The organism is Silanimonas sp. (assembly GCF_027530345.1).
In the GTDB taxonomy this organism is placed as follows: Bacteria; Pseudomonadota; Gammaproteobacteria; order Xanthomonadales; family Xanthomonadaceae; genus Silanimonas.
In genome coordinates this window covers 24,729-50,577 of the sequence record NZ_JAPZQK010000014.1, presented here as the reverse complement: position 1 = coordinate 50,577, position 25,849 = coordinate 24,729, and the positions used below count along the sequence as shown (strand labels likewise).

Below are 25,849 nucleotides of genomic sequence, written 5' to 3'. Positions count from 1 at the left end.
AGGGGGGGCATTCAGGGGCGTCCCCCCGGAAGGGCGTAGGATGGGGTCGGTTTCACGTCTCCTTATTGCGTCGCGCTCGGCCCCTCAGGCCGCCCGTTCCGCTCCCTTCCTCCGCGCCACGGCCCGCCGTGGTGGCCTCTCCGGGAGCACCGGCATCTCCGGTTACACCGCTCGAATCATCGACGTCGACGTGTTGGGCGATGCCTACCGCCTTCGCGTCCTCACCGACCACCAGCAGTTCGCCGACCCGGACGGCGACGCCGAGCGGGCGGGCATCTCCAGTGCGCAATGGCCCCTGTTCGGGCAGCTGTGGCCGGCCGGCCAGCGGCTGGCCGAGGCGATGCACGAGTTCGACGTGGCCGGTAAGCGCGTGCTCGAGCTGGGCTGTGGCATCGGCTTGGCCAGCCTCGTGCTGCAACGGCGCGGCGCTGACGTTCTAGCCACCGACCTGCACCCGCTGGCCGAGACCTTCCTCGCCTACAACGCCGCCCTCAACGGCCTGCCGGCGCTGCATTACCGCCGGCTGGGCTGGGCCGGCGCGCGCCCGACCCTGGGCCGCTTCGACCTGATCATCGCCGGTGACGTGCTGTACGAGCGCGGCCAAGCCGAAGTGGTGGCCCAGGTGATCGCCGATTACGCCGCCGACGATGCGGATGTGATCGTCACGGATGCCGGGCGCGGCTATGCCGCCAAGCTGGGCAAGGCCCTGTCGGGGCACGGTTTCCTGCCGATGGCGGCGACCGCGGGCGATGCCTCGCGGCTCGGGCCCGTGGCCACGCTGCGCTACCAGCGCCAGCGGTGCGCCGCATGAACGCGAAACGCGCGGGCGAAGCGGCCGACTGCCGCCACTGCGACGCCGTGTGCTGCCGGCTCACCGTCATCGTCGATCCGGAGGACGGCATCGCCGAGCACCTCACCGAGCTCACCGACGAAGGCCTCACCGTCATGGCCCGCGACGAGGATGGCTGGTGCGTCGCCATCGACGGCGCGCGCATGAATTGCTCGATCTACGACGCGCGCCCCGAGGTGTGTCGTCGCTTCCACATGGGTGGCCCGTATTGCGAGGCCATCCGTGAGGACTACTACGGTCGCGGCGATGGCCGCGGCATTCCCGTGCAACTGATCGGAGACGCTCCATGACGACCCGCTCCTTCATGCCGAACGCCAGTTCGTCGGCACCGCCCTACCAGCGCAAGGCTGAGTCCGCGCGCACGCTCACCAGCGCGCACATCGACGCGCACCTCGCGGCCTTCGAGGCCGCCGGCGGGAAGGTGGAAGTGCTGGCCACCACGACGGTGCTGAAGCGCATCCAAGCCGAGCCGGTAGCGGCGAAGCCGGAAGACGCCGCGAAGTAAACGTTCTCCGCCGCGGCGCTTCGACGCCGCGGCTATCGCCTCAGCGTGCCGCGGGCGCGACGTCCTGCCCCGGCTGGTCCGGCGGCGGGATGCGCTGGGCCGGCGGTTGCACCACCGGCGAGGCCGAAAGCTTCTCCTTCAGCATCGCGAGCGCCGTCTCGAGCTGGCGGTCTCGGCCGGCGTAGGACTCGCGCGGCAGATTGTCGACCTCGACATCCGGACTAACGCCGCGGCCTTCGATCAGCCAGCGCCCGTCCGCACCGAACTGGCCGAACTCGGCGATGCGCGCGAAGCCGCCGTCGCTCAAGCGGTTGCGGTCGGCGAGCCAGATGCCCGCACCGCTGGTGCGCGTTCCCACCACGGGCCCGAGGCCCAGCGCCTTGACGCCGGCCGCGAAGGTTTCGCCGTCGGAATAGGTGAGCGCGTCGGTCAGCACGACGAGGTGGCCACGGAAGCTCTGCTGCATGTTCCAGTACGGCGCCTGGCCCGGCGGTTGCCAGAAGGCCCAGGTGCGGCGCAGCAGCGCCGCGATGATCCACGAATCGATGTTGCCGCCGCGGTTGCGACGCACGTCGATGACGAGGCCTTCGCGATCCACGTTGGCGTAGAAGTCGCGCACGAAGCTGGCGATGTCGTTCGGGCCCATCGCCCGCAGGTGCAGGTAGCCGATGCGGCCTTCGCCGGCGCTTTCCACCTCGGCCATCCGCCCCTGCACCCAGTCGCTGTAGCGCAGGGTGGCGTTGCGCGGCGCATCGACCGGCACCACGACGCTGCGGATCTCGCGGCTGTCGCGTTCGAGCGTGAGCAGCACCTGCTGGCCGGCCTGGTGGTGCAGGGCGGCGGCGAGTTCACCGGCGTGGCGCACGGCGCGGCCGTTGACGGCAACGAGGCGATCGCCATCGCGTGCATCGACGCCGGGCTGCGCCAGCGGCGAACGCTCCGACGGCAGTTCGGCATCGGTGCGGTAGATGCGGGCGATACGCAGGCCCTCGGCGGTCTGTTCGAACGCGGCGCCGAGCATCGCCGGCGCGGCGGCCTCGGCATCGACCGGCAGCTCGCTGCCGCGCACCTGCGAATGCAGGATGCCCAGCGGCGCGATCATCTGCGCCAGCAGGTCGTCCAGTTCGGCGCGGTCGGTGACCCGCGCCAGCAGCGGTTCGTACTGCGCACGCACGGCGGCCCAGTCGAGCCCGCGCATGCGGTCGTCGAAGCTGAAATCGCGGTGCATGCGCCAGGCGTCGTTGAACATCTGCGCCCATTCGCGCGGCGGGTCGATGGGCAGGCGCCAGTCGGCCACGCGCACGATGTTCGGCGCGAGGTCGGGGGGCAGTTTCGGGCCGGCGTCGACGACGACGAGGATCGGATCGGTTTCGCCGCGGCGCTGCACGAAGCCAATCCGCTTGCGGTCGGTGCTGATCTGGGCGCTTCGCACTTCGCCGGCCAGCACTTCGAGGCTGCTGCCCTGCGCGGCGATGCCGAAGGACTTCAGCACGCCGCGATCGCCTTCGCGGTCGAGCAGGTAGAGCCGGTCGGTGCCCACCAGCAGTTCGCTGTAGTTGCCGGGCGGCACCGGCGCTTCGAACAGGCGCTGCGCCAGGCCCTCGATGACGATCGGTGCCGCGGTGGCGGCCTCGCTGTCGCCGTTGCCCTTCGCTGGCGCGGGTTCGGTCGCCGGGGCGAGTTCATCCGGCAGGGCGAAGGGGAAGCGCAGGCCGGGCTGCAGGGCCAGCGCGTAGACCTTGCTGCGGCGGTCGAAGCCGGGGCCGGTGTTGCGATCGCCCCACGGGCCGCTGGGCGAAGCGACGAAGGCGCGGTCGGAGAGGAAGTAGAGCCAGCGGCCGTCCGCCGAGAAGCTCGGCGCGTAGGAGACATAGCGGTCGCTGGTGAGCACCGTGGGCGCGGCATCGCCGAGGCGGTACAGCACGATCTGGTCGCGGCCGGCGCGCGTGTCGGCGCGCGAGAACACCAGGGCGCGGCTGTCGGGCGACCATGCGATGCGGCCATGCGGGTCGTCGCCGCCCCAGCGGCCGCGGTCGATGGTGGTGTTGCGGCCGCTGTCGAGGTCGAGCAGGTGCAGGGCGCCGGACTTGTCGGTGTGCGCGAGCTGCTTGCCGTCCGGCGACACCGACAGCGTCCAGCGGTGGTGCGTGCCGTCGCGCGTGAGTGCTTTCGCGTCGCTCGAACCGTCGGCGGCGAAGCGCCAGATCTCGGGGCGGCCGTCGGTGTCGGCGATGGCGTACACGTGGCGGCCGTCGGGCGAAAGCACGGCCTGTCGCGCACGGTGCTCCGGGGGAATCGCAATCTCCACGCGACGTCGCGGGCCCGGGCCGGCCAGCGCGACGCGGCCGCGAACGGTCACCGCGAAGCGGTCGCCCTGCGGGGCCAGCGAGGCCGATTCGAGGAAGCGCAGCGGGCGCTCCAGCCAGCGCTCGCGGCGGCGTTCGAAGTCGGACACGAGCGCCACGGGCACGACGCGGTCGTCGTTGTTGCCGGGCGTGTAGGCGTGAAGGTCCGCACCGCGCTGGTAAACGATGCGCGTGCCGTCGGTGCGCGCGGCGCGCACATCGAAGGGCGCATGGAGCGTGTGCTGGCGACGGTCGCTGCCGTCGGCCGCCATCGACCAGAGGTTGTCGTGGCCGTCGGCGTTGCCGATGAAGTACCAGCGGCCGCCCAGCCACATCGGGCTGTGCATGGCGCCGTCGGCGTCACTGCCGAGGCGGCGGGCTTCGGCGTCGGTGGCCGGGTCGTAGAGCCACAACTGGCCCATCGCGCCGCCGCGGTAGCCACGCGCGTTGTCGCCGTTGACGTGCGCGCCGAAGCGGGTGAAGAGCACGCGGCCGCGGTCGTCGAAGGCGGCCTGCTGCGCGTCATGCAGGGGCAGCTCGCGGGTGGCCAGCGTGGCCGGGTCGACGAGGCGCAGCACGCGGCGCAGCGTCGGGCCGACGAGGTCTTCGCTGCTGTAGACCACCTCGCCCTGCGGCGACCACCCGTGCACTTCGACGCGGCCGCCATCGAAGCTCAGGCGCTTAGGCAGGCCGCCGTCGATCGGCATCGTGTAGACGTCGCCCGGGCCCTCGTACTGGCCGACGAAGGCGATGCGGCGGCCGTCCGGCGAAAGCGCGGAATGCGTTTCCTGCCCCACGTGCGTGGTGAGGCGTTGCGATTCACCGCCCGCCAGCGGGGCCGACCACAGGTCGCCTTCGGCGGTGAACACCATCGTCTCCGCGTGCACGGCCGGGAAGCGGTAGTAGCCCGGCGCGGCGAAGGCGGGCAGGGCGGCGGCGAACAGGGTGGCAGCCGCGAGGACACGGGCGGCGAACGGTCGGCGCATCGGCGAAGTCCGAGGGAGTCAGCCCGCATCTTCGCCCGAACCCCCGTGAAGCCGGCAAGTGCGGGTCGGCCGCCCATGGCTCGGTATGCTTTCGGGCATGAGCATCGCCTTGACCGATTTCGCCAAACCCCGCCTGTTCCCGCGCGAGCCGCGCCGCAACACCATCCAGGACATCACGCCGGAGCAGTTCGTCGAACACCTGAACACGGTGCCGCCGGTGGCCGTGCTCGACGGCTATGCGCCGTTCTGCAAGCTGCACGTGCACCGCAACTGGACGAGCACGCGCTGCCTCGTGGTGCCGATTTCCGACGACAATCGGCACCTGCTGCGCTCGGCCTACGAGGCGCGCACCAAGGCCGAGTTGCCGGTGCTGAACCGCTGGTTCGAGGGCGTGGAGCCGCCGGTAGCCGACTACCTGGTGGTGATCCTTTACGACCGCGCGCAGATGGCGAAGGAGGGCACGCCGATCGACGCCGACTGGGGCATCGTCGGCTGTATGTACACCAGCGAGCCGGCCGAGATCCCGATGGCGCCGATCACGATGATGCGCAACGCGCTGGGCGTGGACGAAGGCGGCAGCGGGGTGCCCATCGACCGCGAGGCGTATGCGAGGAGCGTGGCGTTCTGGGAACGCCACGCGAACTGGCGGGGTTAGGGCGTCAGGACCCCGGGATCAGAACCGCTCACCCACCGGCAGGTAGCGCCAATGGCCGGGCGGCATCGCGCCCTCCGGCCCCTTGCCGATGGCGATGCGGCCGATGCGCTGGCGGCGGATCGCGGTGACGTCCAGGCCCACCTGCGCGCACATCGCGCGCAGCTGCCCGGGCACGACGCCCTTGATGGCGAAGCGCAGCGTGGTTTCGTTCTGCCAGCTCACCTTGCAGGGCGGCAGCTCGCGGCCTTCGAACGAGAGCCCCTGCGCCAGCTTGTGCAGGCCGTAGGGCGCGAGGCGGCCTTCCACGCCAACCAGCAGCTCCTGCTCGATCGTCGCGAGGTCTTCGGTGAGGCGGCGCCATACGCGGCCATCCTGGGTGAGCACGATCAGCCCGCTGGCCTCCGTTTCGAGGGGCACCATCGGCGTGAGGCGCTCGAAATGCCGCTGCAACACTCGCTGCTCGTGCGGATCGTCGGCCCAGCGGGTGTCGGGCGCGATGCCCATGGCCGCGCTGCCGATGCCATTGAACGCATCGAAGCCAGCCGGTTTGTGGAAGATCAGGGTGGCCGGCTCGACCGGCTTCTTGCGGGCCTCGCTGTCGAGAACCACGACCTCGTCGGTGATGCGCAACTGCGGCGTTTCCACCATCGCGCCATCCACGCTCACCCAGCCATTACGGATGTAGGCCTCGGCTTCGGCACGGGTGCAGCCGGTGAGTTCGGCCACGCGGCGTGCCAGACGGATCGGTTCGCTCATGCGGGCAGTGTAGCGGCCCCCGCCCCGCGCCGGCCCAAAGCGGCGACAATAGGGGCCTTGCGCGGCCTGCCGCGCGTTGGAGGCCTGTTGCCGAGTGAGAACCCCCGAAGCCCTGCAGGTGCTCATCGATGACGGCGTCATCGACGAGGTGCTGCGACCGCTGAAGAGCGGCAAGGAAGCAGCCGTGTATGTGGTGCGCAGTGGTGACGACGTGCGCTGCGCGAAGGTCTACAAGGACATGGCACAGCGCAGTTTCCAGAAGCGCGTGCAGTACCAGGAAGGCCGCAAGAGCCGCGGCAGCCGCGAAGCGCGTGCCATGGGCAAGGCCACCAACTTCGGCCGCAAGCAGCAGGAGGAGGCCTGGAAGAACGCCGAGGTCGACGCGCTGTACCAGCTGCGCGATGCCGGCGTACGCGTGCCCGAGCCATACGGTTTCTTCCACGGCGTGCTCGTCATGGAGCTGGTGACGGATGCGGAAGGCTTCAGCGCGCCGCGCCTCGGCGAGGTGGAACTCGATGCCGACACCGCCCGCGCCTACCACACCGCCCTCGTGCGCGAGGTGGTGCGGATGCTGTGCTGCGGCCTGATCCACGGCGACCTCTCGGCCTACAACGTGCTGGTCGGGCCGGAAGGCCCGGTGGTGATCGACTTCCCGCAGGTGGTCAGCGCCGCTGGCAACAACAACGCGCGCACCATGCTGCTGCGCGACGTCAACAACCTCACCGCCACGCTCGGCCGCTTCGCGCCGGAGCTGCTCGACACCTGGTTCGGCGAGGAGATGTGGGCGCTGTTCGAGGCGGGCGAGCTGTTGCCCGACAGCCCGCTTACCGGCGAGTGGACCCCGGACGAGTCCGAAGTCGACCTCGACAGCGTGCGCCAAGCTATCAACGACGCCCGCGAGGAAGCGATCATCCGCCAGCAGGGCCGCGAAGCCGCCGAAGCCGAGGACTGATCCGGGGAAGGCACCGGTATCATCCTTGGCCTCCGTTCCGCCAAGACGCCGCCATGACCGCCACCTCGCCTTATCCGATTGGAACCCCCGGCCAGCCTTGGGGCGACGCCGAACGCGCAGCATGGCGTTCGCGCCAGCGCGTGCAGCGCCGCTATGCCGACGACGTGCTGCCGCGCATCGAGGCCCTGCGTGCCACGTTCGACGTGGCCGAGTACGGGAGGGTGGTGTCCGAAGGCGAGACCTTCCCACTGTTCGCCGTGCGCAGCCGCGATTGGAGTGATGCGCTGCCGACCGTGCTGGTCACGGGTGGCGTGCACGGTTACGAGACCAGCGGCGTGCACGGCGCGCTGGCCTTCCTCGAACGTCATGGCCTCGATTACGCGGGTCGCGTGAACCTGCTGGTGGCGCCCTGCATCAGCCCCTGGGCCTACGAGCGCGTGCAGCGCTGGAATGCCGAAGCGATCGACCCCAATCGGAGTTTCCGCAGTGGTAGCCCCTGCGCCGAGTCGGCGGCGATGGTGGCGCTGGTGGCACCGCTGCAGGGACGCATCCGCCTGCACATCGACCTGCACGAAACCACCGACAGCGACGAGAACGAGTTCCGCCCGGCGCTGGCCGCGCGGGACGGCAAGCCGTTCTCCCCCGGCGAGATCCCGGACGGGTTCTACCTCGTCGGTGACACGCCGAATCCGCAGCTGGATTTCCAGCGCCGCGTGATCGACGCGGTCGCGAAGGTCACGCACATCGCGCCAGCGGATGCCAAGGGCCAGATCATCGGCTCGGACGTGGTCTCGCCCGGCGTGATCCTCTATCCGTTCCGGACCCTCGGGCTTTGCCCGGGCCTCACGGATGCGTCATACACGACGACCACCGAGGTCTATCCGGACAGCCCGCGCGCCACGCCGGAACAGTGCGTGGAGGCGCAGGTCGCGGCGGTGGTGGCCGCGGTCGATTACGCGTTGCACGCCAAGGATTGAGGAGAAGCGGATGGAACGAAGAGGCAAGACCGTCGAGTCGGGACGGAACGCGCGGTCGTCGATGCTGCTCCCCGCCGCGGTCCTTATCGTGACTTTGGCCTTGGGCGCTGCCGCATCGCTGCGATTCACCGGGACGTCCGAAGCCCCCCCCGCGCGCGACGACAAGCCACCGGCGGTCGTGGAGGCTGCTCCGCCACCCGTTGTCGAGCCTGTCGTGGAGGCCGTTGCCGCGGAGCCGTCCGCCGCGGCGTCCGTCGTTCCTGCTCCCGTCGTCGTGGTGCCCGAGGTCGTTGTTCCCGAAGGCCGTGCGGGGCTCATCGAGGCGCTGCGCCGCGGCGAATTGCGGCCGGGATCGCAGGCCGATGTCGAACGTTGGGTCGCAGCGGCGCGAGCCTCGGGGCAATCCATCGACCCCGGGCGCCTTTGGGGCGGCGCGATGGACGTGTTCGTGATCGAAAAGGACTTCATCGTTCCGGGGCGACTCACCGGCGCCGATGCGGTGATCTTCGTGCTCGATTCCGGCAGGCCCTTTCCCCGCGGCGATCTCGGCCACTCTCTGGTCCTCGATGTGCCGTCGGGGGCCTGCATCGGGGTCGCCTGCAGCATCATGCTGTCGCAGTAAGTCCCGACAAAGGCGGCGTCAGTTGGACGCCACGGGCTCCACCAGCGACGGTCCGTCATTCCGCGGATTCCCCACCGCCGGCCCCACCGCGTGCCAACGAAGGCTCGGTCGCGGCGCCGAAGCGAGCAGGGGCCCCAGCGCCGGCGATGGTGCGGTGAGCCAATCAGCGAACTGCGGGGCTTGCAGCATCAGCGGGCGACGGTGGTGCAGGGCGGCGAGTTCGCCCTCGGCGGCTTCGGTGACGATGCTGAAGCTCAACAGCGGCGTGCCGTCCGCCGCGTTCCAGCGGTCCCAGAGCCCGGCGAACATCAGCAGCGGGGCGTCGCTGGGCTGCAGGTAGAACGGCTGCTTGTGGCCCTGCGCGTCCGTCACCCACTCGTAGTAGCCGTTGGCGGGCACGAGGCAGCGGCGGCGTTGCCACGGACCGCGGAAGGCGGGCTTCTCCGCGGCGGTTTCGATGCGGGCGTTGATCGTCGAGAAGCCACCCTTCGCGTCCGGCGCCCAGTGCGGCACCAGCCCCCAGCGCATGGCACCGGCCTTGGCGCCGCCGTGGCCGTCGCTGGCGATCACCCATGCGGCGGTGGACGGTGCGATGTTCCAGCGCGGCTCCAAGGCCGCGTCGGGCACGGCAAGAACGAGCGGCTGGCTGAAGGCCCAGACCTCCGACCACGGCGCCAGCTGGGTGAAGCGACCGCACATGGTCGGTGGCGTGGGATCGCGCCCGGCAGCGGACTGCCGGGCGCTGGTGGCTTACTGCGCGAGCGAGCGGTGCGCGCCCTGGATCAGGTTGCGGGCGGTGCGCGCCACGCGGTTCTGGCCGAGGTCGGCACTGCGAACGCCGGCCGTTCGCGGCCCGGCGGGCGGCGCGACGATGGCCGGCAGGCCCTTGGCCTTGAGGGCCTCGTTGAGGGCCGGCAGGCGCTCCGCCATCAGCTTGGCGAAGTCGGCGTCGATCGCGGTGTAGTCGGCGCGCAGCACGTCGATGCGCGCGAGCTGGTTGTCGCCCGGCCGACCTTCGTAGCCCATCAGGGCGCCGTAGAGCTCGTCGGTGTGCTCGCGCAGGCGGATCTCGCCGGTGATGGCGCCGCCCTCGGTGGTGGCGACGATGCGCTTGCGGATCACCTCCGCCGCGGCAACGTAGGCCTCGAGGTCGGTACGAAGGGCATCACCTTCCGGCAGCGAGCCGCCGATCTGGCCCGCCATGCCGGCGGTGCCGGCGATGCGGTCCATCAGGCCGCTCATGTCGCCGAACAGGCCGTGCACGCGCATGGCCGCGTCGAACTGCACGCGACGATCCTCCGCCGTATAGCTGGCACGACGATCAAGGCCGATCTGCAGGGGCGCTTCGTACACGTCTTCGCCCTTGGTGAGGCGCACCGTGTAGGTGCCCGGCAGCACGCGCGGGCCCTGCGAGGCGTTGAACGCGGCCTGCGCGCCCTTGGGCACGCGCGGCGGCGGCACGCGCATCGACCAGGTCACGCGGTTGATGCCGCGGCGCTTGCTGGCGGGGATGGTGTCCACCACGGTGCCCGCCGCGTCGAGGATCTCGATCTTGATCGGCCCGAACAGGTGGCGCGTCGGCTGGTAGTAGGTGATGACCGCGCCCGAGGGCGCGCTCGGCCCGGTGAACACGGCATCGCCCGAGGACCAACCGCCCACGCCGGCCATGCGCTGCTGCACCGGGCGTGAGGCGAGGAAGGCGCCGCGGCTGGCCAGTGTGGTCGCGTCCAGCGAGCGCAGCGGAGAGACGTCGTCGATGATCCACAGGCCGCGGCCGTGCGTGCCCAGCACGATGTCGTTCTCGCGGTCCTGCACGGCGATGTCGCGCACCGCCACGCTCGGGAAATCGCCGCCCTTGAACTCGGCCCAGCGCTGGCCGCCGTCGTTGCTGATCCACAGGCCCTTTTCGGTGCCGAGGAACAGCAGGTCCGGGTCGACCGGGTCTTCCTTGATCACGTGGGCGTAGCCGCGGATGCCGTCGTCGGCGCCGCCGATGCGTGCCCAGGTGCGGCCGTGGTCGCGGGTGACGAACACATGCGCGTCCATGTCGCCCCACATGTGGCGGTCGACGGTGACGTAGGCCGTGGCGGCGTCGTGGCGGCTGGCTTCGACCCACGAGATCCAGTTCCCATCCGGCAGGCCTCGCAGGTTGCGCGTGACGTTGGTCCAGGTCTTGCCGTCGTCGCGGGTGACCTGGACGTTGCCGTCGTCGGTGCCCACCCAGATGGTGTTCGCGTCGCGCGGCGATTCGCTGATCGAGAAGATCGTGGTGTGCATCTCGGCCGACGAGTTGTCGACGGTGATGCCGCCCGACAGCTCCTGCTGCTGCTTCTTCGGGTCGTTGGTGGTCAGGTCCGGCGAAATGCGCTGCCAGCTCTGGCCGCGGTCGCGGGTGCGGAACAGGAACTGCGCGCCGAGGTAGAGCGTGCCCTTGTTGGTCGCCGAGAGGTGCATCGGCGAGTTCCAGTTGAAGCGCAGCTTCTCGCCGGCGTTGGCTTTCGGCTGGATGTCGCGGGCCAGGCGCGTCTCGCGGTCGAAGACGGTGATGTTGCCGCCCTGGTACTCGGCGTAGACGTAGCGCGGGTCGGCGTTGTCGGGCAGCACCCAGAAACCGTCGCCGCCGTAGATGTTGTTCCAGCGGTCGTTGGTGACGCCGCCCGGGTAGCTCGAATCACCGATCCACGAGCTGTTGTCCTGAAGGCCGCCATACACCTGGTAGGGGTCCTGCTGGTCGACCGCGACGCGGTAGAACTGCGAGATCGGCAGGTTGTCCGCCTTCCACCAGCGCGAGCCGCCGTCGTAGCTGTACCACATGCCGCCGTCGTCACCCATGACGATGTGCTGCGGGTTGGTCGGGTTCACCCAGACGTCGTGCGAGTCGGCGTGGGTGGCACCGGCGGTGTCGGCGAAGCTCTTGCCGCCGTCGGTGCTGACGATCAGCCGCAGGTTGGTCTTGAAGACGCGGTCGGCATTGGTGGGATCGACGATGAGGTTGGCGAAGTAGAACGGGCGCCAGACCATCATCTGGCTCTTGTCGCGCTGCTCCCACGTGACGCCGCCGTCCTCCGAGGCGTACAGCGCCGAATCCACGCCCTCGATGAAGGCATAGACGCGCTTCGGATCGGAAGGCGCGATCTCGACCTCGATGCGGCCGTAGGGCTTGGCCGGCAGGCCGTTGCTGCCCGCGGCCAGTTCGCGCCACGTGCTGCCGCCGTCGGTGGAGCGGTAAAGGCCGCTGCCCGAGTTGGCCGTCGGGCCCTCGCCGCCGGAGCGGAAGGTCCAGCCCTGGCGACGGAAATCCCAGGTGCCTGCGAACATCACGTCGGGGTTGCTCGGGTCCATCGTGACGCCGGAGCAGCCCGTGGAAAGGTTCGGGCCCTTCAGCACCTGCTGCCAGGTCGCGCCGCCGTCGCGCGTGCGGTAGAGGCCGCGGTCCGCGGAATCGCTCCAGAGCTTGCCGGGCGCACAGACGTAGACGGTGTTGCCGTCCTTGGGATGCACGAGGATCTTGGTGATGCGCTCGCTGTTCGGCAGGCCCAGGTACTCCCAGGTGCTGCCGCCGTCACGCGTGCGGTAGACGCCGTTGCCAATCGACACCGAGTTGCGCGTCCAGCTTTCGCCGGTGCCCACCCACAGGGTCTCCGGATCATTCGGATCGAGCGCAAGCGCGCCGATCGACTGCACGGGCTGCTTGTCGAAGATAGGCTCGTAGGTCGTGCCGCTGTCTTCGGATTTCCAGATGCCGCCCGAGGCGGCGCCGGCGTAGATGGTCACCTTGCCGGCGTCGGTATGTGCCGCGATGGCGGAGATACGGCCGCTCATGGTGGCTGAGCCGATGTTGCGGGCGCCGAGGCCGGAAATGGTGGCGCTGTCGAAGCGCACGGCGGGGGCGTCGGCGGCCAGGGCGGTGCCGCTGGCGGCGAGGACGATGGCCGCGACCAGGGAATGGGTCTTCATGATCGTGTCCTCGGTCAGCGGGTGGGGAAGGCGAACTGGGCGGGGTCGATCTCGACGCCGGCTTCGATCTTCTCGATCTCGACCTTCTGCGATTTCGGACCGCCCTTGGGGCCGGACTCGATCGAGAACGGCAGGTACACGCCATTGATCCGCTCGTAGTTGCCGACGTCGGTCTCCTGCTCCTGCTTCACACCGCGGACCGTCGTCTGCATGAGCGAGCGGATTTCGAGGAAGTAGTCCGGGTCGAAGTACATCGTCTGCACGTCGCCGTTCTTCAGCGTCACCTTGAGCTTGTGCGCCTCGGTGCCGTCCACGTCCTCGGTGCCCTGGTACTCGACTTTGTGGCCCTTGGCCTGCCAGTCCACCAGCGGGCCGTCGAGGTCGGCGCAGTACTCGAGCGACTTGGCGTCGTCGGCGGACATGCGTTCTGGATCGCGGCGGCCCTGGAAGGGCGAGACGTTCCAGCCCGTGCCGCCGCCGTAGGCCGTGATGGCGGTCAGGCCCTGCAGCGAGATCTCGGTGCGGCAGCCGGCCCCGGCGCGCACGAGGTTGAGGTAGGACAGCTCGATGGAGAAATCGCCGTCCGCGAAGACCATCCGGCCGCTGGCGCGGACGGCGTCGATCGCCTGGATCTTCTCGAGTCCGCCGCGGGCCTCGATGTTCTTCGCGATGAGCTCTTCGGCGCTCATGGCCGAAGCGGTGGATGCCGCCGCCAGGCACAGGCCTGCGGCCAGCGCATTCAGGATCTTCACCATGTGTCCTCCCCAGGACGCGGCGCGGTGGCCGCAATTGACTTGCTCTTCACCTATGGCAGTCTAGGCGCCGTTGGGGGTGGGCCCATAGGCCGGAAGTCACGTCGCGCCGCGGGGCACCGGGACGGCGGAACAGCGAGAGGGGAAGGCCGTGGAATGGATCATCGTCTCGGCCTGCGCACTGCTGGCTTCGATGCTCACGCTGTTCTCGGGATTCGGGCTCGGCACCCTGCTGATGCCCGTGGTGGCGCTGTTCTTCCCGCTGGAGGTGGCGATCGCCCTCACGGCCGTCGTGCACCTCGCCAACAACGTGTTCAAGGCGGCGATGCTCGGAAGGCACGCGGACCGCACGGTGCTGCTGGCCTTTGGCCTGCCGTCGCTGCTCGCCGCTTTGGTGGGGGCTTGGGTACTCACGGCGCTCGCCGACTTGCCGCCGCTCTTCAGCTACCGGTTGTTCGATGCCGAACAGGCCGTGCATCCGGTGAAGCTGGCCATCGGCAGCCTGATCCTCGTGTTCGCGTTGCTGGAGATGTCGCCGCGCTTCGCAAAGGCGAGCGTGCCCAAGCGCTTCCTGCCGCTGGGCGGCTTGCTGAGCGGCTTCTTCGGCGGCCTCTCCGGCCATCAGGGCGCGCTGCGCAGCCTGTTCCTCGTCAAGGCGGGCTTGAGCAAGGAGGCTTACCTCGGCACCGGTGTGATGGTGGCTCTGGCCGTCGACCTGAGCCGCCTCGGCGTTTACGCCACAGCCATGGCCGAACAGGCCGCCGCGATCAACTGGGGGCTGGCCGCGAGTGCTTCGGTGGCGGCCTTCGTCGGGGCCTTCGTCGGCACCCGCTTGATGCACAAGGTCACGCTGGTCGGCGTGCAGCGTCTCGTCTGTGCGCTGCTGTTCGTCGTCGGGCTGGGGCTCGTCAGCGGCCTGCTGTGAGGCCTCGCTGGGGCCCTAGCGCCCTTGCCAGAGCAGCTGCAGGCCGATCGAACGTTCCGGCGCCAGGGCGGAAAGCACGTCGGCGGTGGCGAAGTAGCGCTGGTCGAGCGCATTGCGCACGAACACGCGCAGCTCGAGGTCGTCGCGCAGCCGGAAACCCGCATCGAGGTCCAGGGTGTCGACGGCGCCGCGCGCCACTTCCTCGAAGCCGGGCCGCTGCATCCGCGAACGGTGCGCGTAGCGCACGGCGAAGGTATGGCGCTGGCCCTCATGGCGGGCCTCGAACGCGAGGTCCGGCGGGCCGATGCCGTACAGCGGCTGCCCGGTGCGCCGATCCTCGCCCCGCGTCCACGCCCCGCTGGCGCGCAGCGACCATCGTTCGTCGAGGCGGAGGTCGACCTCGGTCTCCGCGCCGTAGAGCCGCGCCTCGCCGATGTTCACGTAGCCGTTGAGGTCGCCCTGCAGGCGGGCGAGCTGGATGAGATCGTCGACGCCCATCCGCCACGCGTGCGTCGAGCCGGACCACGGGCCCGTGTTCCAGCCGAATCCAAGGTCGATGCCCAGCGAGTGCTCCGAGCTGAGGTCCGGATTGCCGGCGATGTCGCCCTGCGCGGTCACGCCGCTGAAGTAGCGCTCCTCCAGCGTGGGGAAGCGGTAGCCGGAGGACAGGTTGAGCGTCCAGCGCGTGCCCGCGGTCGGCCGCCAGACCGCGCCGGCGGTGAACGCGGCATCGGCATCGTCGGCCTCGGCGCCGCGCTGGCGCTGCGTGACGCGTGTGCCACGCGCGCCCAGTTCGAGGTCGAGCGTCGCGGCCAGCGCCCAGTCGGCGATCGCGAACACCGAGAGGTTGGCTTCGCGCGCGTCCTTCAGGCTGTACGTGCGGTTGGCGAGCGTGCCGCGGGCGTCGAAGCCATCGACGTCGCGGCGGCCGAGGTACTCGAGCCCGAGGTTGTAATCCAGTGCGCCGGCCTGGAAGCGGCGCTGTAGCGTCGCGCCAAGGTCGGTGCTTTCGATCGAAGCGAAGGTGTCGGGCGAGCCCGGGCGCTGGTTGAGCGTGTCGAGGCGCTGGGTGTGCCCGCGCAGGCCGAGTTCGAGGCCGTTGGCGTGGCGCAGACGCAGCCGGCCGATGCTGTGGCGGTCGATCGGGTAGGTGGTGCTGCGCGCGGGGAAACGGCTGTTCGACTTGCCGATGTCGGTGGTGCGCGAGGGCATCAGCAAGGCATCCACATCGATGTCGCCGACGCGCGTGCGCGCCTGCAGCACGGCCGAATCGCGCCGGTAGGCCGTGTTCAATGGCGTGCCGTCGGGGGCTTCGGAATTCGCGGCCTCGTGGCGCGCCACGGCCAGCGAGAAGGCGTCGCTGCCGGTGGCGGCCATCAGCAAGTGCTCGTCGCGGCTGGCGAGGCGAGCGGCCAGCGTCGGGCCATCGAACCAGCGCGGTTCGACGGAGACGGCCCCGCCCAGCGCGCCGGGCCCGTAATGCGTGACCGCCGGGCCGCGCGTCACCGAGACGTCGCCAAGCAGCAGCGGGTCGACGAAGGACAGCGGCACGCCGGCGCGGCGCTGCGCGGTGATCGGCATGCCGGCCACCAAGGTCAGGATGGCGTTGCCGCCGTTGCCGCGGATCGAAAACGTTTCGAACAAACCGTTCTGTCCGGTGGCGGCCACGCCGGGCGTGCGGAGCACCCAGTCCTGCACGTCGACGGGCGCGGCGACGGCCTCGCGGTAGTCGAGGGTGTCGGTGGCCAGCGCGCTCGGCCAATCGGCCGCGGTCCCTCGTGCCGTCACCTCGACCGGGCCGAGCCGTGTCGCTGGCGATTCGACGGGCGGCGGGGGAAGCGAGGCGTCCTCGTCTTCGGATTCGGCCTGGGCTTGGGCCTGCGGGGCGGCGAGCAGGGCGGCGAGCATCGCAGCGACCAGCGCACGGCGTTGTACAGCGTGGACCACGTACCGGTCTCCATGGCCGACGTCGTCGGCCTTCGGGGCGCGGCGAGGATAGCCGAGCCGGGTGCCGGCACCTACCCGGCGCGCGGTGCATGGCACACACTGGCGGCGCATCCCTCGGCGCCTCGACCGCCACACTTCGGAGACCTTGCATGAGAAACGCGACATGGATCGGCGCCCTGTTGGCGCTCGGCCTCGCTTCGACCGTGGCGGCCCGGCCGACGCCGGGTGCGCCGAGCACACCGGAGCAACGCGATGCGGCGTGGCAGCAGCACCAGCGCATGGAAGCGGCGTCGCCGTTCCGCGGCCTCGGTTGGCGCAGCATCGGCCCCACCGAGCAGGGCGGCCGCGTGATGGACTTCGCTTCCGTTCCGGGCCAGCCCTACACCTACTACGTCGCCTATGCGACGGGCGGTGTGTGGAAGACCACCAATGACGGCGGTTCGTTCGAGCCGCTCACCGACCACCTGCCGAACACCGTCGTCGGCGCGATTGCCGTCGATCCGTCCGCACCCGAGACGCTGTGGGTCGGCAGCGGCGAACCGAGCGCGGCGCGCTCGAATTATGGCGGTCACGGCATGTTCGTCAGCCGCGACGGCGGCAAGACCTTCGCGCCCAAGGGGCTGGCCGGCACCGATCGCATCGCGTCGATCGTCGTCGACCCCCGCGATGGGCGTCGTGTGCTCGTCGCGGCTGCGGGCAAGCTGTATTCGCCCGGTGGCCAGCGCGGCGTGTTCCTCACCGAAGACGGCGGCGAGACGTGGACCCACGTGCTCGTGCCGTCGAATGACTGGACGGGGGCCAGCGACCTCGTGATCGATCCGAGCCGCCCCGACGTGCTGTACGCGGCGCTCTGGGACCGCCAGCGCGCGCCATGGCAGTTCACCGAAGCAGGCGACGGTTCGGGCATCCACAAATCGACCGACGGCGGCCGCACCTGGCGCCGGCTCGACGGTGGCCTGCCGCAGGGCGAGACGGTGGGGCGCATCGGCCTCGCGGTGGCGCGCAGCCAGCCCGACACGGTGTACGCGACGATCGACCATTGGGCGCCCCTGCCCGAGGCGCTGCAGGACCTCGGTGATCGGCCGCTCTCGCCGCAGCGCCTGAAGACGATGAGCCGCGAGGACTTCCTCGCCCAGGACCCCGCGGAGATCGAGGGCTTCATCCGCGGCGCTGACCTGCCGGTGGAGCTCGATGCCAAGACCCTCCTCGACGGCGTGCGCGACGGATCGATCACGCTGCCGATGCTCATCAGCCGTCTCGAGGACGGCAACGCCGCGCTGTTCGACAACCCGACCTGGGGCCACACCGTGTGGCGAACCGACGACGGCGGCGCGACGTGGCGTCGCACGCACGACACGCCGATCCGCGAGGTCACCTATTCCTACGGCTACTACTTCGCCGAAGTGGCCGTCGATCCGAGTGACGCCGAGCGCGTCTACACGATGGGCGTGCCACTGATCGTCTCTGCAGATGGCGGCAAGACCTGGGAGGGCTACACCAACCACCCCAGCGTGCATGTCGACCACCACTCGCTTTGGATCGACCCGAACCATCCCCAGCGCCTGCTGCTCGGCAACGACGGCGGCCTGGACGTGAGCCACGACCGCGGCGTGACCTGGCGCAAGCTCGACGCGCAGCCGGTCGGCCAGTTCTACACGATCTATGCCGACATGGCCGAGCCCTACAACGTCTACGGCGGCCTGCAGGACAACGGCACGTGGAAGGGCAGCAGCCGCACGCGCTGGGAACTCGGCGAGGACTGGTCCTTCCTCAATGGCGGCGACGGCATGTGGGTGGCGGTGGACGACGAATCCGGCGACACCTACACCGGCTACCAGTTCGGCTACTACACGCGCATCGATCGCGAGGGCCGTCGCCACGACGTGCGTCCGCGCGCGCCGCTGGCCGACCCGGTGCTGCGCTACAACTGGAGCACGCCGGTCATCCTCTCGCCGCACGACGCGCACACGGTCTACATGGCGGCGAACCGCCTCTACCGCTCGTTCGATCGCGGCCGCAGCTGGACCGCGATCAGTCCTGATCTCACCCGCTCCACGCAGCGCGGCAACGTGCCGTTCGCGACGATCACCAGCGTTTCCGAATCACCGCTGCACTTCGGCCGCATCGGCGTTGGCACCGACGACGGGCACGTGCACGTCACCCGCGACGGCGGCGCGCGCTGGCAGCAGGTCGATGCCCGGCTTCCCGCGGACCGCTGGGTGAGCCGCGTCGAACTGTCGCGCCATGCCGAAGACCGGCTGTATCTCGCCCTCAATGGCTACCGGCAGGACGACGACCGCGTGTACCTGTACCGCAGCGACGACTTCGGCAAGAGCTGGACGTCGATCGCGGCAGGCTTGCCGTCGGAGCCAGTGAACGTGATCCGCGAGGACACGGTCAACCCGGACGTGCTCTACGTCGGCACCGACCGCGGCGTCTACGTGAGCCTCGATCGCGGGCAAGCCTGGCAGGCCCTCGACGGCGGCTTGCCGAACGTGCCGGTGCACGACCTGTTCGTGCATCCGCGCGACCGCGAGCTCATCGCCGGTACCCACGGCCGCAGCGCTTGGGTGGTCGACGTACTGCCGGTGCAGCAGCTCGACGCCACGGTGCGGGCCTCGGCGGTGCATCTGTTCCACCTCGACGGCCTGCAGGCCTCGCGCGACTGGCGTCGCCGCGCCGATCCGTGGTTCGACCGGCCGGAACACCTGCCCGAGCTGCGCGGCACCTTCTGGGCGAAGCAGGGCGGCACGGTGCGCTTCCGCCTGCTCGATGCCAAGGACCGTCCGCTGGCGCAGTTCGAGCGCCCGGCGATCGACGGCCTGAACAGCTTCGCCTGGGACCTGCAGCTGGATCAGGCGCTGACCCTCGACGCGGAGAAACAGGCCGTCGAGGCCCTCGCCGCCGACCAGCGTGGGCTGCGCCAGAACGTGCCGTATGCCGAATCCGTCCGGCTCGGACATCGCCTCTACCCGGTGCCGGGCCGCTACACGCTGGAAGTGGCCTACGGCGACGCGACCCACCGCCGCACGGTTGAGATCGAGGCGCCCAAGGCCCCAACGCCGCGCTGGACGCCGCCCTTCAAGCTTCGCGGTGACGATGAGGGTGGGCGCCTCCAGAACGACGAGCGGCCGCATCCGCGTGCCGGCGCACGTGGCCGGCCGTTCGCGATGCCGGGGAAGTAAGCGCCCCGAGACCGAGCCGCCCGCCGCGTGATCAGCGTCGCGGGCGGTGGCCGGAGCGGGCCGGGGTTGCGCCCCGGCCTTTCGTCGCGAACACGCCGTCGAGCTTCCGCTCCGCGCGGAAGCCGGCTTTCTCCAGCCGCTTGATGACCTCGCCCGGCACGTCACGGCCGCTGGTCTTGGCGTTCGGCGTGCCGGTGTAGTGGAAGAGCGGCGCACCGGGTTTCAGCACGCGTGCCAGTTGGTCGTAGAAGGCCTGCGAGTACAGCTCACCGGCGATGCCGAAGCGCGGCGGGTCGTGCAGCGCCGCGTCGAAGTGCGCGTCGGGCAGGGTGGTGATCGCCAGCGACACGTCACCCTCGGTGAGCGTGAAACGGCCGGCGTTCGCGGCGTCGTCGACGTCAGGCGACCACGGGTTCAATCGCCGCAGCCAGACCACGTCGGGATTCTTCTCGAAGCTCTGCACGTGGGCCGCGCCGTTCGCCAGCGCGTGCGCCGCGTAGTAGCCGAGGCCGCCGCAGCAATCGAGCAGGCGCTTGCCGCGCGGCTGCACGAGCGCGACCTTGGTGGCCGCGTCCTCCCACGGCGACACCTGCGCCGTCGGCAGCATCTTGATGCCGTCGATCTCGAACGTGGGCGGGCCCCATTCGGTCGGGATGAGCTTGATCAGCGCGCGACCGAAACGCTGTACGGGATGCCAGTCGGCGCTGCCGCTGCCGGTGGGCAGCGCCGCGTAGAAGTTGCGGTCCTTGAATGCGTCATCGGGTGCCGGCCACGGCCAGCGCGCGCCGCCCCATTCGAAGCCGTCGGCGCCAAGCGCGACGTCGCCCTCGGTGCGGCCGGCATCGAGCGAACCGCGCCATGCCGCGTCACCGCGGGCGTGGGCGGCCTGCAGCGAGACGATGGCGTCGCGCGTGAGCAGGGGCGAGAGCAGGCGGCTCATCCGGGGCGGGCGTCCGCTGGCGCGGGGCGAGGCCGGTGGTTCAGGTCAGGAAGCGCGCTTCGACCGTGCCCTTGAGCTTGATCGTCATCGGGCGGCCGCGGCGGTCGAGCGCCTTGCCGGCCGGCACCAGCACCCAACCCTCGCTGACGCAGTATTCCTCGACGTCGGTGCGCTCGTTGCCGTTGAAGCGGATGCCGATGCCACGTTCGAGGGCGGCGGCGTCATGGAACTTCGAGCGCGGGTCGTTCGAGAGGCGGTCGGGGGCGGTGTCGGTCATGGTGGAATCCGGACAGTTGGAAGGGACGGAACGGCGCGCATTCTACGCGCCGCGGACCCTCAGGCTTTCCGGACGAATTCGGACTTCAGTTGCATCGCCCCGAAGCCCTCGATCTTGCAGTCGATGTCGTGGTCGCCATCGATCAGCCGGATCCCGCGGACCTTGGTGCCGACCTTGATCACCGACGAGGACCCCTTGACCTTCAGGTCCTTGATCAGGGTGACCGTGTCACCGTCCTGCAGCACGTTGCCGTTGGCGTCCTTCCAGACGCGCTCCTCGGGGAGATCGGCCACGGACGGATCGACCGTCCACTCGTGGCCGCACTCGGGACAGATGAACTGGCCACGGTCTTCATAGGCATAGGTCGAGCCGCAGCTCGGGCAGGGCGGCAGGGCGGACATGGCGGGCTCCGGTCGGCGCGGGGAGCCCTAGGTTAGTCCCCCAAAACGAAACGGGGCCGCAATGCGGCCCCGGGACGACGCGGATCGGTGCGGCTCAGCGCGCGCTGCGCAGGCGGGCGGCGCGACGACGCGAACGGGACTTCTTGCTGACGGACTTCTTCATGGCGGTGGCCTGGTGGCGGGAAAGGGGGCGCATTCTCCCACATCGGCTGCCGCGGCGCCCGGGCGCCCGGGCGCCCCGTTGCGCTGGGGTTATCCTGCCGGCCTTGTCCAAGGAGCCCCCCATGAAAAGTCGCGCCGCCGTCGCCTTCGCCGCAGGCGAACCCCTTCAGGTCGTCGAGATCGACGTCGCCCCGCCGCGCAAGGGCGAGGTGCTGGTGCGCATCACCCACACGGGCGTGTGCCACACCGACGCCTACACGCTGTCGGGTGATGACCCGGAGGGCCTGTTCCCCGCAGTGCTGGGCCACGAAGGCGCCGGCGTCGTGGTCGAAGTGGGCGAGGGCGTGACCAGCCTGAAGCCCGGCGACCACGTCATCCCGCTCTACACCGCGGAATGCCGCGAGTGCCTGTTCTGCACCAGCGGCAAGACGAATCTGTGCGTGGCCGTGCGCGCCACCCAGGGCAAGGGCGTGATGCCGGACGGCACCTCGCGCTTCAGCTACGAGGGCCAGCCGATCTTTCACTACATGGGCTGCAGCACCTTCAGCGAATACACGGTGGTGGTCGAGGTCTCGCTCGCCAAGGTCAACCCCGAAGCGAACCCCGAGCAGGTCTGCCTGCTGGGTTGCGGCGTGACCACGGGCCTGGGTGCGGTGAAGAACACCGCCAAGGTGCAGCCCGGCGACAGCGTCGCGGTGTTCGGTCTCGGCGGCATCGGTCTTGCCGTCGTCCAAGGCGCGAAACAGGCCCAGGCCGGCCGCATCATCGCCATCGACACCAACCCCTCGAAGTTCGAGCTCGCGAAGCGCTTCGGCGCCACCGACTGCGTGAACCCGAAGGACTTCGACAAACCCATCCAGCAGGTGGTCGTCGAGATGACCGGCTGGGGCGTGGACCACAGCTTCGAATGCATCGGCAACGTTCACGTGATGCGCGCGGCCTTGGAGTGCGCGCACCGCGGCTGGGGCCAGAGCGTGATCATCGGCGTGGCCGGTTCGGGGCAGGAGATCAGCACGCGGCCCTTCCAACTGGTCACCGGTCGCCGCTGGCTGGGCACGGCCTTTGGCGGCGTGAAGGGGCGGACGCAGCTGCCCGGCATGGTGGAAGACGCGATGGCCGGCCGCATCGACCTGGCGCCGTTCGTCACGCACACCATGCCGCTGGAGCGCATCAACGAGGCCTTCGAGCTGATGCACGAAGGCAAGTCGATCCGCAGCGTCATCCACTACGGGGCGAAGGCATGACGGCCGCCGCGCCCTTCGAGTTTCCCGTGCCGGACGGGCTGCAGCGCCTCGAACACCGCGCCTGCTTCGGCGGCTGGCAGGACGTCTACCAGCATGAGTCGACGGCCACCGGCACGTCGATGCGCTTTGGCCTCTACCTGCCGCCGCAGGCCGCGCACGGGCGCTGTCCGGTGCTGTACTGGCTCTCCGGCCTGACGTGCACCGAACAGAACTTCATCACCAAGGCGGGCGTGCAGCGCTACGCGGCCGAGCACGGCCTGATCGTCGTCGCCCCCGATACCAGCCCGCGTGGCGAAGGCGTGGCCGACGCCGACCGATACGACCTTGGGCAGGGGGCGGGCTTCTACGTCGATGCCACGCAGGCGCCGTGGGCGCCGCACTTCCGCATGCAGACCTATGTGGCGCAGGAACTCCCCGCGCTCGTCGAATCGGCGTTCCCGGCCAACGACCGCCGCGCCATCAGCGGTCACTCGATGGGTGGCCACGGCGCACTGGTGACGGCCCTGCGCCATCCGGGGCGCTACCGCAGCGTCTCGGCCTTCGCGCCGATCTCGGCGCCGACGCAGGTGCCGTGGGGGCAGGAGGCGTTGGGCGCCTACTTCGGCGAGGACCGCGAGGCGTGGAAGGCCTACGACGCCTGCGAACTGATCGCCCGCGCCACCGAGCGCCTGCCGCTGCGCGTCGACCAAGGCGCCGACGACGAGTTCATCGGCCGCAGCCTGCGTCCCGAGCTGCTGCAGGCCGCCTGCGAGACGGCGGGGTACCCGCTCAACCTGCGCCTCCGTGCCGGCTACGACCACAGCTACTACTTCGTCGCCAGCTTCATTGGCGAACACGTCGCCTACCACGCGGCCGCTCTCAAGGCCTGAGGGAACCCGTCATGCGCCCGATCCGCCCGTTCGTCCCCGCCGTGATCGCTTTCGGCATCGCCCTCGGTTCGCTGTCGGTGTTCGCGGCGGCGCCGGTGGCGCCGCCGTCAGCGGCTGCCCCGGCCCCGGCCTTCGATGCCGATCTCGCCCAGCGCCACGGTGCGGACGAACTCGGCATGCGCCGCTAGGTGCTGGTGGTGCTGAAGACCGGCCCCACCCGCATGCCGGACGGCGAGGCGCGCACCGCGATGTTCGCCGGGGCACATGGCCAACATCCAGCGCCTCGCCAAGGAAGGAAAGCTTGCGGTCGCCGGCCCCTTCATGCCGAGCGATTCCGGCTGGCGTGGCCTGTTCATCCTCGCGGTCGAGAGCGTCGAGGAAGCGAAAGCGCTCACCGAAACCGACCCCGTGATCGTCAATGGGGAAATGGTCGCCGAGTACCACCCGTGGTACGGCTCGGCGGCGCTGATGGCCACCGCCGAGCTGCATGAGCGGATGGTGCCGCCGGAGGCAGCGAAGGCGGACTGAGTCGGTCGTCGCGCCGCAGGCCTCAGGACGCCGAGGCCGGTCGCGCGCCCCATCCATCCAGCAGCGGCTCGCGCGTCACGCGCTCGGCGAACCACTGCCCTGCCCGACCCAATTCACTGGAGCGATAGGCCAAGGCGAAGACCGCGTCCGGACGCGGCTGCTGCACGTCCAATCGAATCAGCGTGCCCCGCTCGAACTCAGGCTTTGCAAGGAAGCGAGGGAGGAAGCCGACGCCCAGGCCGGCACGCTGCGCGTCGAGCTTCGCGGCCATGCTTCCAACCGTCAGCGTCTCCTGGCCGGCCAGCAATCCATAGGTTTTCGCTGGACGGGCACGCGAGCTGTCGGCGACTCGCACTGCGCGATGGGGCAGAACGGCCGACTCGGGCAACGGTGCACCAAGCGCCGCAGCGTGGATCGCCAGGGGGTGGCCGGGCGCGACGGCGAAGTCGAACGCCACGGCTCCCAGCGGGGCGACGGCATACCCGCCGCCGGAGGGAATGCCGCCGGCGCCCAGTCCGGCGATGACAAGGTCAGCGCGATGTTCGACCAGCGCTTCCCAGCAGCCCTCCAAGGACTCCTCGGCAATGCGCACCCGCGTGCCGGACCCCAGCGCATAGAAGCCTTCCAATGCGGGGAAGAGACGCTGCGTTCCGAGCAACGAGTCGATGACGATGCACAGATCCGTCTCCCAGCCGGTGGCGATTCGACCAAGTCGACGCTCCGCAGCGGCGGCCAGCTGCAGCAGCCGTCGACCTTCCTCCAGCAAGTCCTTGCCTCCCGGCGTCAACCGTGTGTGCTGCTTGCTCCGCTCGAACAGCTTGATGCCCAGCTCGCGCTCAAGCTGCCCGACCGTGTAACTCAGGGCCGATGGCACTTTGTGGAGCTCGGCCGCTGCCTTTGCGAACGATCCGTGCCGCGCGATGGCGTCGACGACGTAGATCGCGTCGAGCGAAAGGGTGGGGCGTGGGCTCATGGTTCAGGGAATTTGGGGGCGGTGTTCAATTCAGCTCGCTTTCCAATGCGGTTGCAGGCTTCTATGGTTCCGGGACTTTCCAAGAGGTGGAACCATGAGGCCAGAAATCGGGACAAAAGCCGCCTCGGCACGGGCATCGGTGTCGATCGCAGGATTGTGGCGCAGGCGGGTGCTTGCCGCGTCGTTGTGGCTCCTCGCATGGCCGATGATGGCGCTCGCGGAACCCGGGTCCCGCACCCTGGCGCCCACGACCGAAGCCACCGAAGCCTCCAGCGCCCGAGTCGTGACGATGACCTACCTGAAGTCCGCTCCCGGGAAGCTGGGGCAGCTTGAGCGCTATGTCCGTGCCAACTGGTTCGCGATGGACAAGATCGCCGTCGAGCGGGGACTCTTCGTCAGCTACCTGTGGCTCGACACGGGTTCGGACGAGGGCCCGTGGAATGCCGTCGTGATGGTGACGTACCGCGACGCGCAGGGGTTCGCCGGCATCGAGCAGGAATGGGCCGGGATCAAGGCCGCCCACCGTGAAGTGCTGATCGATGGTGCCAGGCAAGCCGATCTTGGCCGCGTGGTCGAGAGTCGGGAGTTCTTCGAGCGAGCGCCGTTCGTCAACGTCGTCGCCGCAGGCATCCCGACTGACGAAGCCGCATCGGATGCCCATTCACGCGATGAATCCGCGATCAGGGAAGTCGTTGGCAAGTACTTCGAAGCGGGCATCACCGGAAGCCCCGGGCTGATCCGCGAAGCCTTTCTTCCGACGGCGAGAATCGAGGGCTTGCGTGGCGAGCAGCTGGTCACATGGTCATTCGACGAGTACATCCGGTTCTTCAACGGCACTCCTGCACCCGGTGCAGATCAGGTCGAGCGAACGATCACCCGTGTCATGACGCATGGAAGCACCGCGACCGTCCACCTGCGCCTCCGATTCAGCCCCGCACAAGCGCTTGATGAACAGCTCCTGCTGCTTCGAATCGACGGCCGATGGAAGATCGCCTACAAGTCGTACACACCCTCGCCGTAGGACTTGGCGATGCATTGGTC

Annotated in this window: 24 protein-coding genes; 14 read left to right on the top strand and 10 right to left on the bottom strand. The window is 69.8% G+C overall.

Annotated features, from left to right (window positions below; genetic code table 11):
* The first annotated feature begins 40 nt into the window (after nucleotides 1-40).
* Genes O9255_RS08690 through O9255_RS08680 form a run of 3 tightly spaced genes read left to right on the top strand, consistent with a single transcriptional unit; the run spans nucleotide 41 to nucleotide 1,355 of the window.
* Nucleotides 41-811: a methyltransferase domain-containing protein gene (locus tag O9255_RS08690; RefSeq protein WP_297866461.1), complete on the top strand. Its 771-nt coding sequence runs from the start codon at nucleotides 41-43 to the stop codon at nucleotides 809-811.
* On the top strand, nucleotides 808-1,140 hold the full coding sequence (locus O9255_RS08685; RefSeq protein ID WP_297866460.1) for a YkgJ family cysteine cluster protein: 333 nt from the start codon (nucleotides 808-810) through the stop codon (nucleotides 1,138-1,140). Before O9255_RS08690 ends, O9255_RS08685 begins: the two co-directional genes overlap by 4 nt.
* Complete coding sequence (locus O9255_RS08680; protein WP_297866459.1) at nucleotides 1,137-1,355, top strand: hypothetical protein; 219 nt, start codon at nucleotides 1,137-1,139, stop codon at nucleotides 1,353-1,355. Before O9255_RS08685 ends, O9255_RS08680 begins: the two co-directional genes overlap by 4 nt.
* 40 nt (nucleotides 1,356-1,395) lie before the next feature.
* Here the strand turns inward: O9255_RS08680 and O9255_RS08675 are convergent, their stop codons facing one another.
* A complete protein-coding gene (locus O9255_RS08675; RefSeq protein ID WP_297866458.1) occupies nucleotides 1,396-4,686 on the bottom strand; it encodes a S41 family peptidase in 3,291 nt (1,096 codons plus the stop codon).
* A 97-nt stretch (nucleotides 4,687-4,783) separates the two neighbouring features.
* Between O9255_RS08675 and O9255_RS08670 the strand changes: the two genes are divergently transcribed.
* Nucleotides 4,784-5,341: a DUF3228 family protein gene (locus O9255_RS08670; protein WP_297866457.1), complete on the top strand. Its 558-nt coding sequence runs from the start codon at nucleotides 4,784-4,786 to the stop codon at nucleotides 5,339-5,341.
* Nucleotides 5,342-5,359: 18 nt separating this feature from the next.
* Here the strand turns inward: O9255_RS08670 and O9255_RS08665 are convergent, their stop codons facing one another.
* Nucleotides 5,360-6,097 (bottom strand): rRNA pseudouridine synthase, encoded by a 738-nt coding sequence (locus O9255_RS08665; protein ID WP_297866456.1) that lies wholly within the window; start codon nucleotides 6,095-6,097, stop codon nucleotides 5,360-5,362.
* Between the two features lie 94 nt (nucleotides 6,098-6,191).
* Between O9255_RS08665 and O9255_RS08660 the strand changes: the two genes are divergently transcribed.
* From O9255_RS08660 to O9255_RS08650, 3 genes are all read left to right on the top strand, one after another.
* Nucleotides 6,192-7,049, top strand: a complete 858-nt coding sequence (locus O9255_RS08660) for a PA4780 family RIO1-like protein kinase (protein WP_297866455.1) — start codon at nucleotides 6,192-6,194, stop codon at nucleotides 7,047-7,049.
* A gap of 53 nt (nucleotides 7,050-7,102) precedes the next feature.
* The gene (locus O9255_RS08655) at nucleotides 7,103-8,026 is read left to right on the top strand and encodes a M14 family metallocarboxypeptidase (RefSeq protein WP_297866454.1); all 924 of its coding nucleotides are present in this window, start codon (nucleotides 7,103-7,105) and stop codon (nucleotides 8,024-8,026) included.
* Nucleotides 8,027-8,087: 61 nt separating this feature from the next.
* Nucleotides 8,088-8,648 carry a hypothetical protein gene (locus tag O9255_RS08650; protein WP_297866453.1) on the top strand — a complete coding sequence of 187 codons (561 nt, stop codon included), beginning with the start codon at nucleotides 8,088-8,090 and terminating at the stop codon, nucleotides 8,646-8,648.
* Between the two features lie 18 nt (nucleotides 8,649-8,666).
* Here the strand turns inward: O9255_RS08650 and O9255_RS08645 are convergent, their stop codons facing one another.
* The 3 genes from O9255_RS08645 to O9255_RS08635 are packed head-to-tail and all read right to left on the bottom strand — an operon-like array spanning nucleotide 8,667 to nucleotide 13,360.
* Nucleotides 8,667-9,347 carry an SOS response-associated peptidase gene (locus O9255_RS08645; RefSeq protein WP_297866452.1) on the bottom strand — a complete coding sequence of 227 codons (681 nt, stop codon included), beginning with the start codon at nucleotides 9,345-9,347 and terminating at the stop codon, nucleotides 8,667-8,669.
* A 51-nt stretch (nucleotides 9,348-9,398) separates the two neighbouring features.
* Nucleotides 9,399-12,605 (bottom strand): hypothetical protein, encoded by a 3,207-nt coding sequence (locus O9255_RS08640; protein WP_297866451.1) that lies wholly within the window; start codon nucleotides 12,603-12,605, stop codon nucleotides 9,399-9,401.
* A 14-nt stretch (nucleotides 12,606-12,619) separates the two neighbouring features.
* Nucleotides 12,620-13,360 (bottom strand): hypothetical protein, encoded by a 741-nt coding sequence (locus O9255_RS08635; RefSeq protein WP_297866450.1) that lies wholly within the window; start codon nucleotides 13,358-13,360, stop codon nucleotides 12,620-12,622.
* A gap of 148 nt (nucleotides 13,361-13,508) precedes the next feature.
* Between O9255_RS08635 and O9255_RS08630 the strand changes: the two genes are divergently transcribed.
* Nucleotides 13,509-14,282, top strand: a complete 774-nt coding sequence (locus O9255_RS08630; RefSeq protein WP_297866449.1) for a sulfite exporter TauE/SafE family protein — start codon at nucleotides 13,509-13,511, stop codon at nucleotides 14,280-14,282.
* Nucleotides 14,283-14,297: 15 nt separating this feature from the next.
* Here the strand turns inward: O9255_RS08630 and O9255_RS08625 are convergent, their stop codons facing one another.
* The gene (locus tag O9255_RS08625; RefSeq protein WP_297866448.1) at nucleotides 14,298-16,229 is read right to left on the bottom strand and encodes a TonB-dependent receptor; all 1,932 of its coding nucleotides are present in this window, start codon (nucleotides 16,227-16,229) and stop codon (nucleotides 14,298-14,300) included.
* A gap of 149 nt (nucleotides 16,230-16,378) precedes the next feature.
* Between O9255_RS08625 and O9255_RS08620 the strand changes: the two genes are divergently transcribed.
* The gene (locus O9255_RS08620; RefSeq protein ID WP_297866447.1) at nucleotides 16,379-19,414 is read left to right on the top strand and encodes a hypothetical protein; all 3,036 of its coding nucleotides are present in this window, start codon (nucleotides 16,379-16,381) and stop codon (nucleotides 19,412-19,414) included.
* Nucleotides 19,415-19,445: 31 nt separating this feature from the next.
* On the opposite strand, the gene O9255_RS08615 is transcribed toward O9255_RS08620, so the two are convergent.
* The 3 genes from O9255_RS08615 to O9255_RS08605 are packed head-to-tail and all read right to left on the bottom strand — an operon-like array spanning nucleotide 19,446 to nucleotide 21,032.
* Entirely contained in the window at nucleotides 19,446-20,354 is a 909-nt protein-coding gene (locus tag O9255_RS08615; RefSeq protein WP_297866446.1) for an SAM-dependent methyltransferase, read from the bottom strand.
* A 40-nt stretch (nucleotides 20,355-20,394) separates the two neighbouring features.
* Nucleotides 20,395-20,631, bottom strand: coding sequence for a DUF3297 family protein (locus O9255_RS08610; RefSeq protein WP_297866445.1), 237 nt, complete (start codon nucleotides 20,629-20,631; stop codon nucleotides 20,395-20,397).
* A gap of 59 nt (nucleotides 20,632-20,690) precedes the next feature.
* The gene (locus O9255_RS08605; RefSeq protein ID WP_297866444.1) at nucleotides 20,691-21,032 is read right to left on the bottom strand and encodes a zinc ribbon domain-containing protein YjdM; all 342 of its coding nucleotides are present in this window, start codon (nucleotides 21,030-21,032) and stop codon (nucleotides 20,691-20,693) included.
* Between the two features lie 284 nt (nucleotides 21,033-21,316).
* On the opposite strand from O9255_RS08605, the gene O9255_RS08600 reads away from it, so the two are divergent.
* The 4 genes from O9255_RS08600 (at nucleotide 21,317) to O9255_RS08585 (ending at nucleotide 23,835) form a co-directional block, all read left to right on the top strand.
* Complete coding sequence (locus O9255_RS08600) at nucleotides 21,317-22,438, top strand: S-(hydroxymethyl)glutathione dehydrogenase/class III alcohol dehydrogenase (RefSeq protein ID WP_297866443.1); 1,122 nt, start codon at nucleotides 21,317-21,319, stop codon at nucleotides 22,436-22,438.
* Nucleotides 22,439-22,476: 38 nt separating this feature from the next.
* On the top strand, nucleotides 22,477-23,307 hold the full coding sequence (gene fghA, locus O9255_RS08595; protein WP_297866474.1) for an S-formylglutathione hydrolase: 831 nt from the start codon (nucleotides 22,477-22,479) through the stop codon (nucleotides 23,305-23,307).
* A gap of 11 nt (nucleotides 23,308-23,318) precedes the next feature.
* The gene (locus O9255_RS08590) at nucleotides 23,319-23,495 is read left to right on the top strand and encodes a hypothetical protein (RefSeq protein WP_297866442.1); all 177 of its coding nucleotides are present in this window, start codon (nucleotides 23,319-23,321) and stop codon (nucleotides 23,493-23,495) included.
* Between the two features lie 76 nt (nucleotides 23,496-23,571).
* Nucleotides 23,572-23,835: a YciI family protein gene (locus O9255_RS08585; protein ID WP_297866441.1), complete on the top strand. Its 264-nt coding sequence runs from the start codon at nucleotides 23,572-23,574 to the stop codon at nucleotides 23,833-23,835.
* A gap of 22 nt (nucleotides 23,836-23,857) precedes the next feature.
* Here the strand turns inward: O9255_RS08585 and O9255_RS08580 are convergent, their stop codons facing one another.
* Entirely contained in the window at nucleotides 23,858-24,808 is a 951-nt protein-coding gene (locus O9255_RS08580) for a LysR family transcriptional regulator (RefSeq protein ID WP_297866440.1), read from the bottom strand.
* 94 nt (nucleotides 24,809-24,902) lie between these two features.
* Between O9255_RS08580 and O9255_RS08575 the strand changes: the two genes are divergently transcribed.
* A complete protein-coding gene (locus tag O9255_RS08575) occupies nucleotides 24,903-25,829 on the top strand; it encodes a nuclear transport factor 2 family protein (protein ID WP_297866439.1) in 927 nt (308 codons plus the stop codon).
* Nucleotides 25,830-25,849: the final 20 nt, after the last annotated feature.

What these genes read in the sequence shown, in the direction of transcription:
- O9255_RS08575 (WP_297866439.1), top strand. Translation starts at nt 24,903, where the DNA reads ATGAGGCCAGAAATCGGGACAAAAGCCGCCTCGGCACGGGCATCGGTG.
- O9255_RS08690 (WP_297866461.1), top strand. Translation starts at nt 41, where the DNA reads ATGGGGTCGGTTTCACGTCTCCTTATTGCGTCGCGCTCGGCCCCTCAG.
- O9255_RS08675 (WP_297866458.1), bottom strand. Translation starts at nt 4,686, where the DNA reads ATGCGCCGACCGTTCGCCGCCCGTGTCCTCGCGGCTGCCACCCTGTTC.
- O9255_RS08620 (WP_297866447.1), top strand. Translation starts at nt 16,379, where the DNA reads ATGAGAAACGCGACATGGATCGGCGCCCTGTTGGCGCTCGGCCTCGCT.
- O9255_RS08645 (WP_297866452.1), bottom strand. Translation starts at nt 9,347, where the DNA reads ATGTGCGGTCGCTTCACCCAGCTGGCGCCGTGGTCGGAGGTCTGGGCC.
- O9255_RS08615 (WP_297866446.1), bottom strand. Translation starts at nt 20,354, where the DNA reads ATGAGCCGCCTGCTCTCGCCCCTGCTCACGCGCGACGCCATCGTCTCG.
- O9255_RS08590 (WP_297866442.1), top strand. Translation starts at nt 23,319, where the DNA reads ATGCGCCCGATCCGCCCGTTCGTCCCCGCCGTGATCGCTTTCGGCATC.
- O9255_RS08605 (WP_297866444.1), bottom strand. Translation starts at nt 21,032, where the DNA reads ATGTCCGCCCTGCCGCCCTGCCCGAGCTGCGGCTCGACCTATGCCTAT.
- O9255_RS08655 (WP_297866454.1), top strand. Translation starts at nt 7,103, where the DNA reads ATGACCGCCACCTCGCCTTATCCGATTGGAACCCCCGGCCAGCCTTGG.
- O9255_RS08635 (WP_297866450.1), bottom strand. Translation starts at nt 13,360, where the DNA reads ATGGTGAAGATCCTGAATGCGCTGGCCGCAGGCCTGTGCCTGGCGGCG.
- O9255_RS08610 (WP_297866445.1), bottom strand. Translation starts at nt 20,631, where the DNA reads ATGACCGACACCGCCCCCGACCGCCTCTCGAACGACCCGCGCTCGAAG.
- O9255_RS08650 (WP_297866453.1), top strand. Translation starts at nt 8,088, where the DNA reads ATGCTGCTCCCCGCCGCGGTCCTTATCGTGACTTTGGCCTTGGGCGCT.
- O9255_RS08640 (WP_297866451.1), bottom strand. Translation starts at nt 12,605, where the DNA reads ATGAAGACCCATTCCCTGGTCGCGGCCATCGTCCTCGCCGCCAGCGGC.
- O9255_RS08580 (WP_297866440.1), bottom strand. Translation starts at nt 24,808, where the DNA reads ATGAGCCCACGCCCCACCCTTTCGCTCGACGCGATCTACGTCGTCGAC.
- O9255_RS08670 (WP_297866457.1), top strand. Translation starts at nt 4,784, where the DNA reads ATGAGCATCGCCTTGACCGATTTCGCCAAACCCCGCCTGTTCCCGCGC.
- O9255_RS08685 (WP_297866460.1), top strand. Translation starts at nt 808, where the DNA reads ATGAACGCGAAACGCGCGGGCGAAGCGGCCGACTGCCGCCACTGCGAC.
- O9255_RS08585 (WP_297866441.1), top strand. Translation starts at nt 23,572, where the DNA reads ATGGCCAACATCCAGCGCCTCGCCAAGGAAGGAAAGCTTGCGGTCGCC.
- O9255_RS08680 (WP_297866459.1), top strand. Translation starts at nt 1,137, where the DNA reads ATGACGACCCGCTCCTTCATGCCGAACGCCAGTTCGTCGGCACCGCCC.
- O9255_RS08665 (WP_297866456.1), bottom strand. Translation starts at nt 6,097, where the DNA reads ATGAGCGAACCGATCCGTCTGGCACGCCGCGTGGCCGAACTCACCGGC.
- O9255_RS08600 (WP_297866443.1), top strand. Translation starts at nt 21,317, where the DNA reads ATGAAAAGTCGCGCCGCCGTCGCCTTCGCCGCAGGCGAACCCCTTCAG.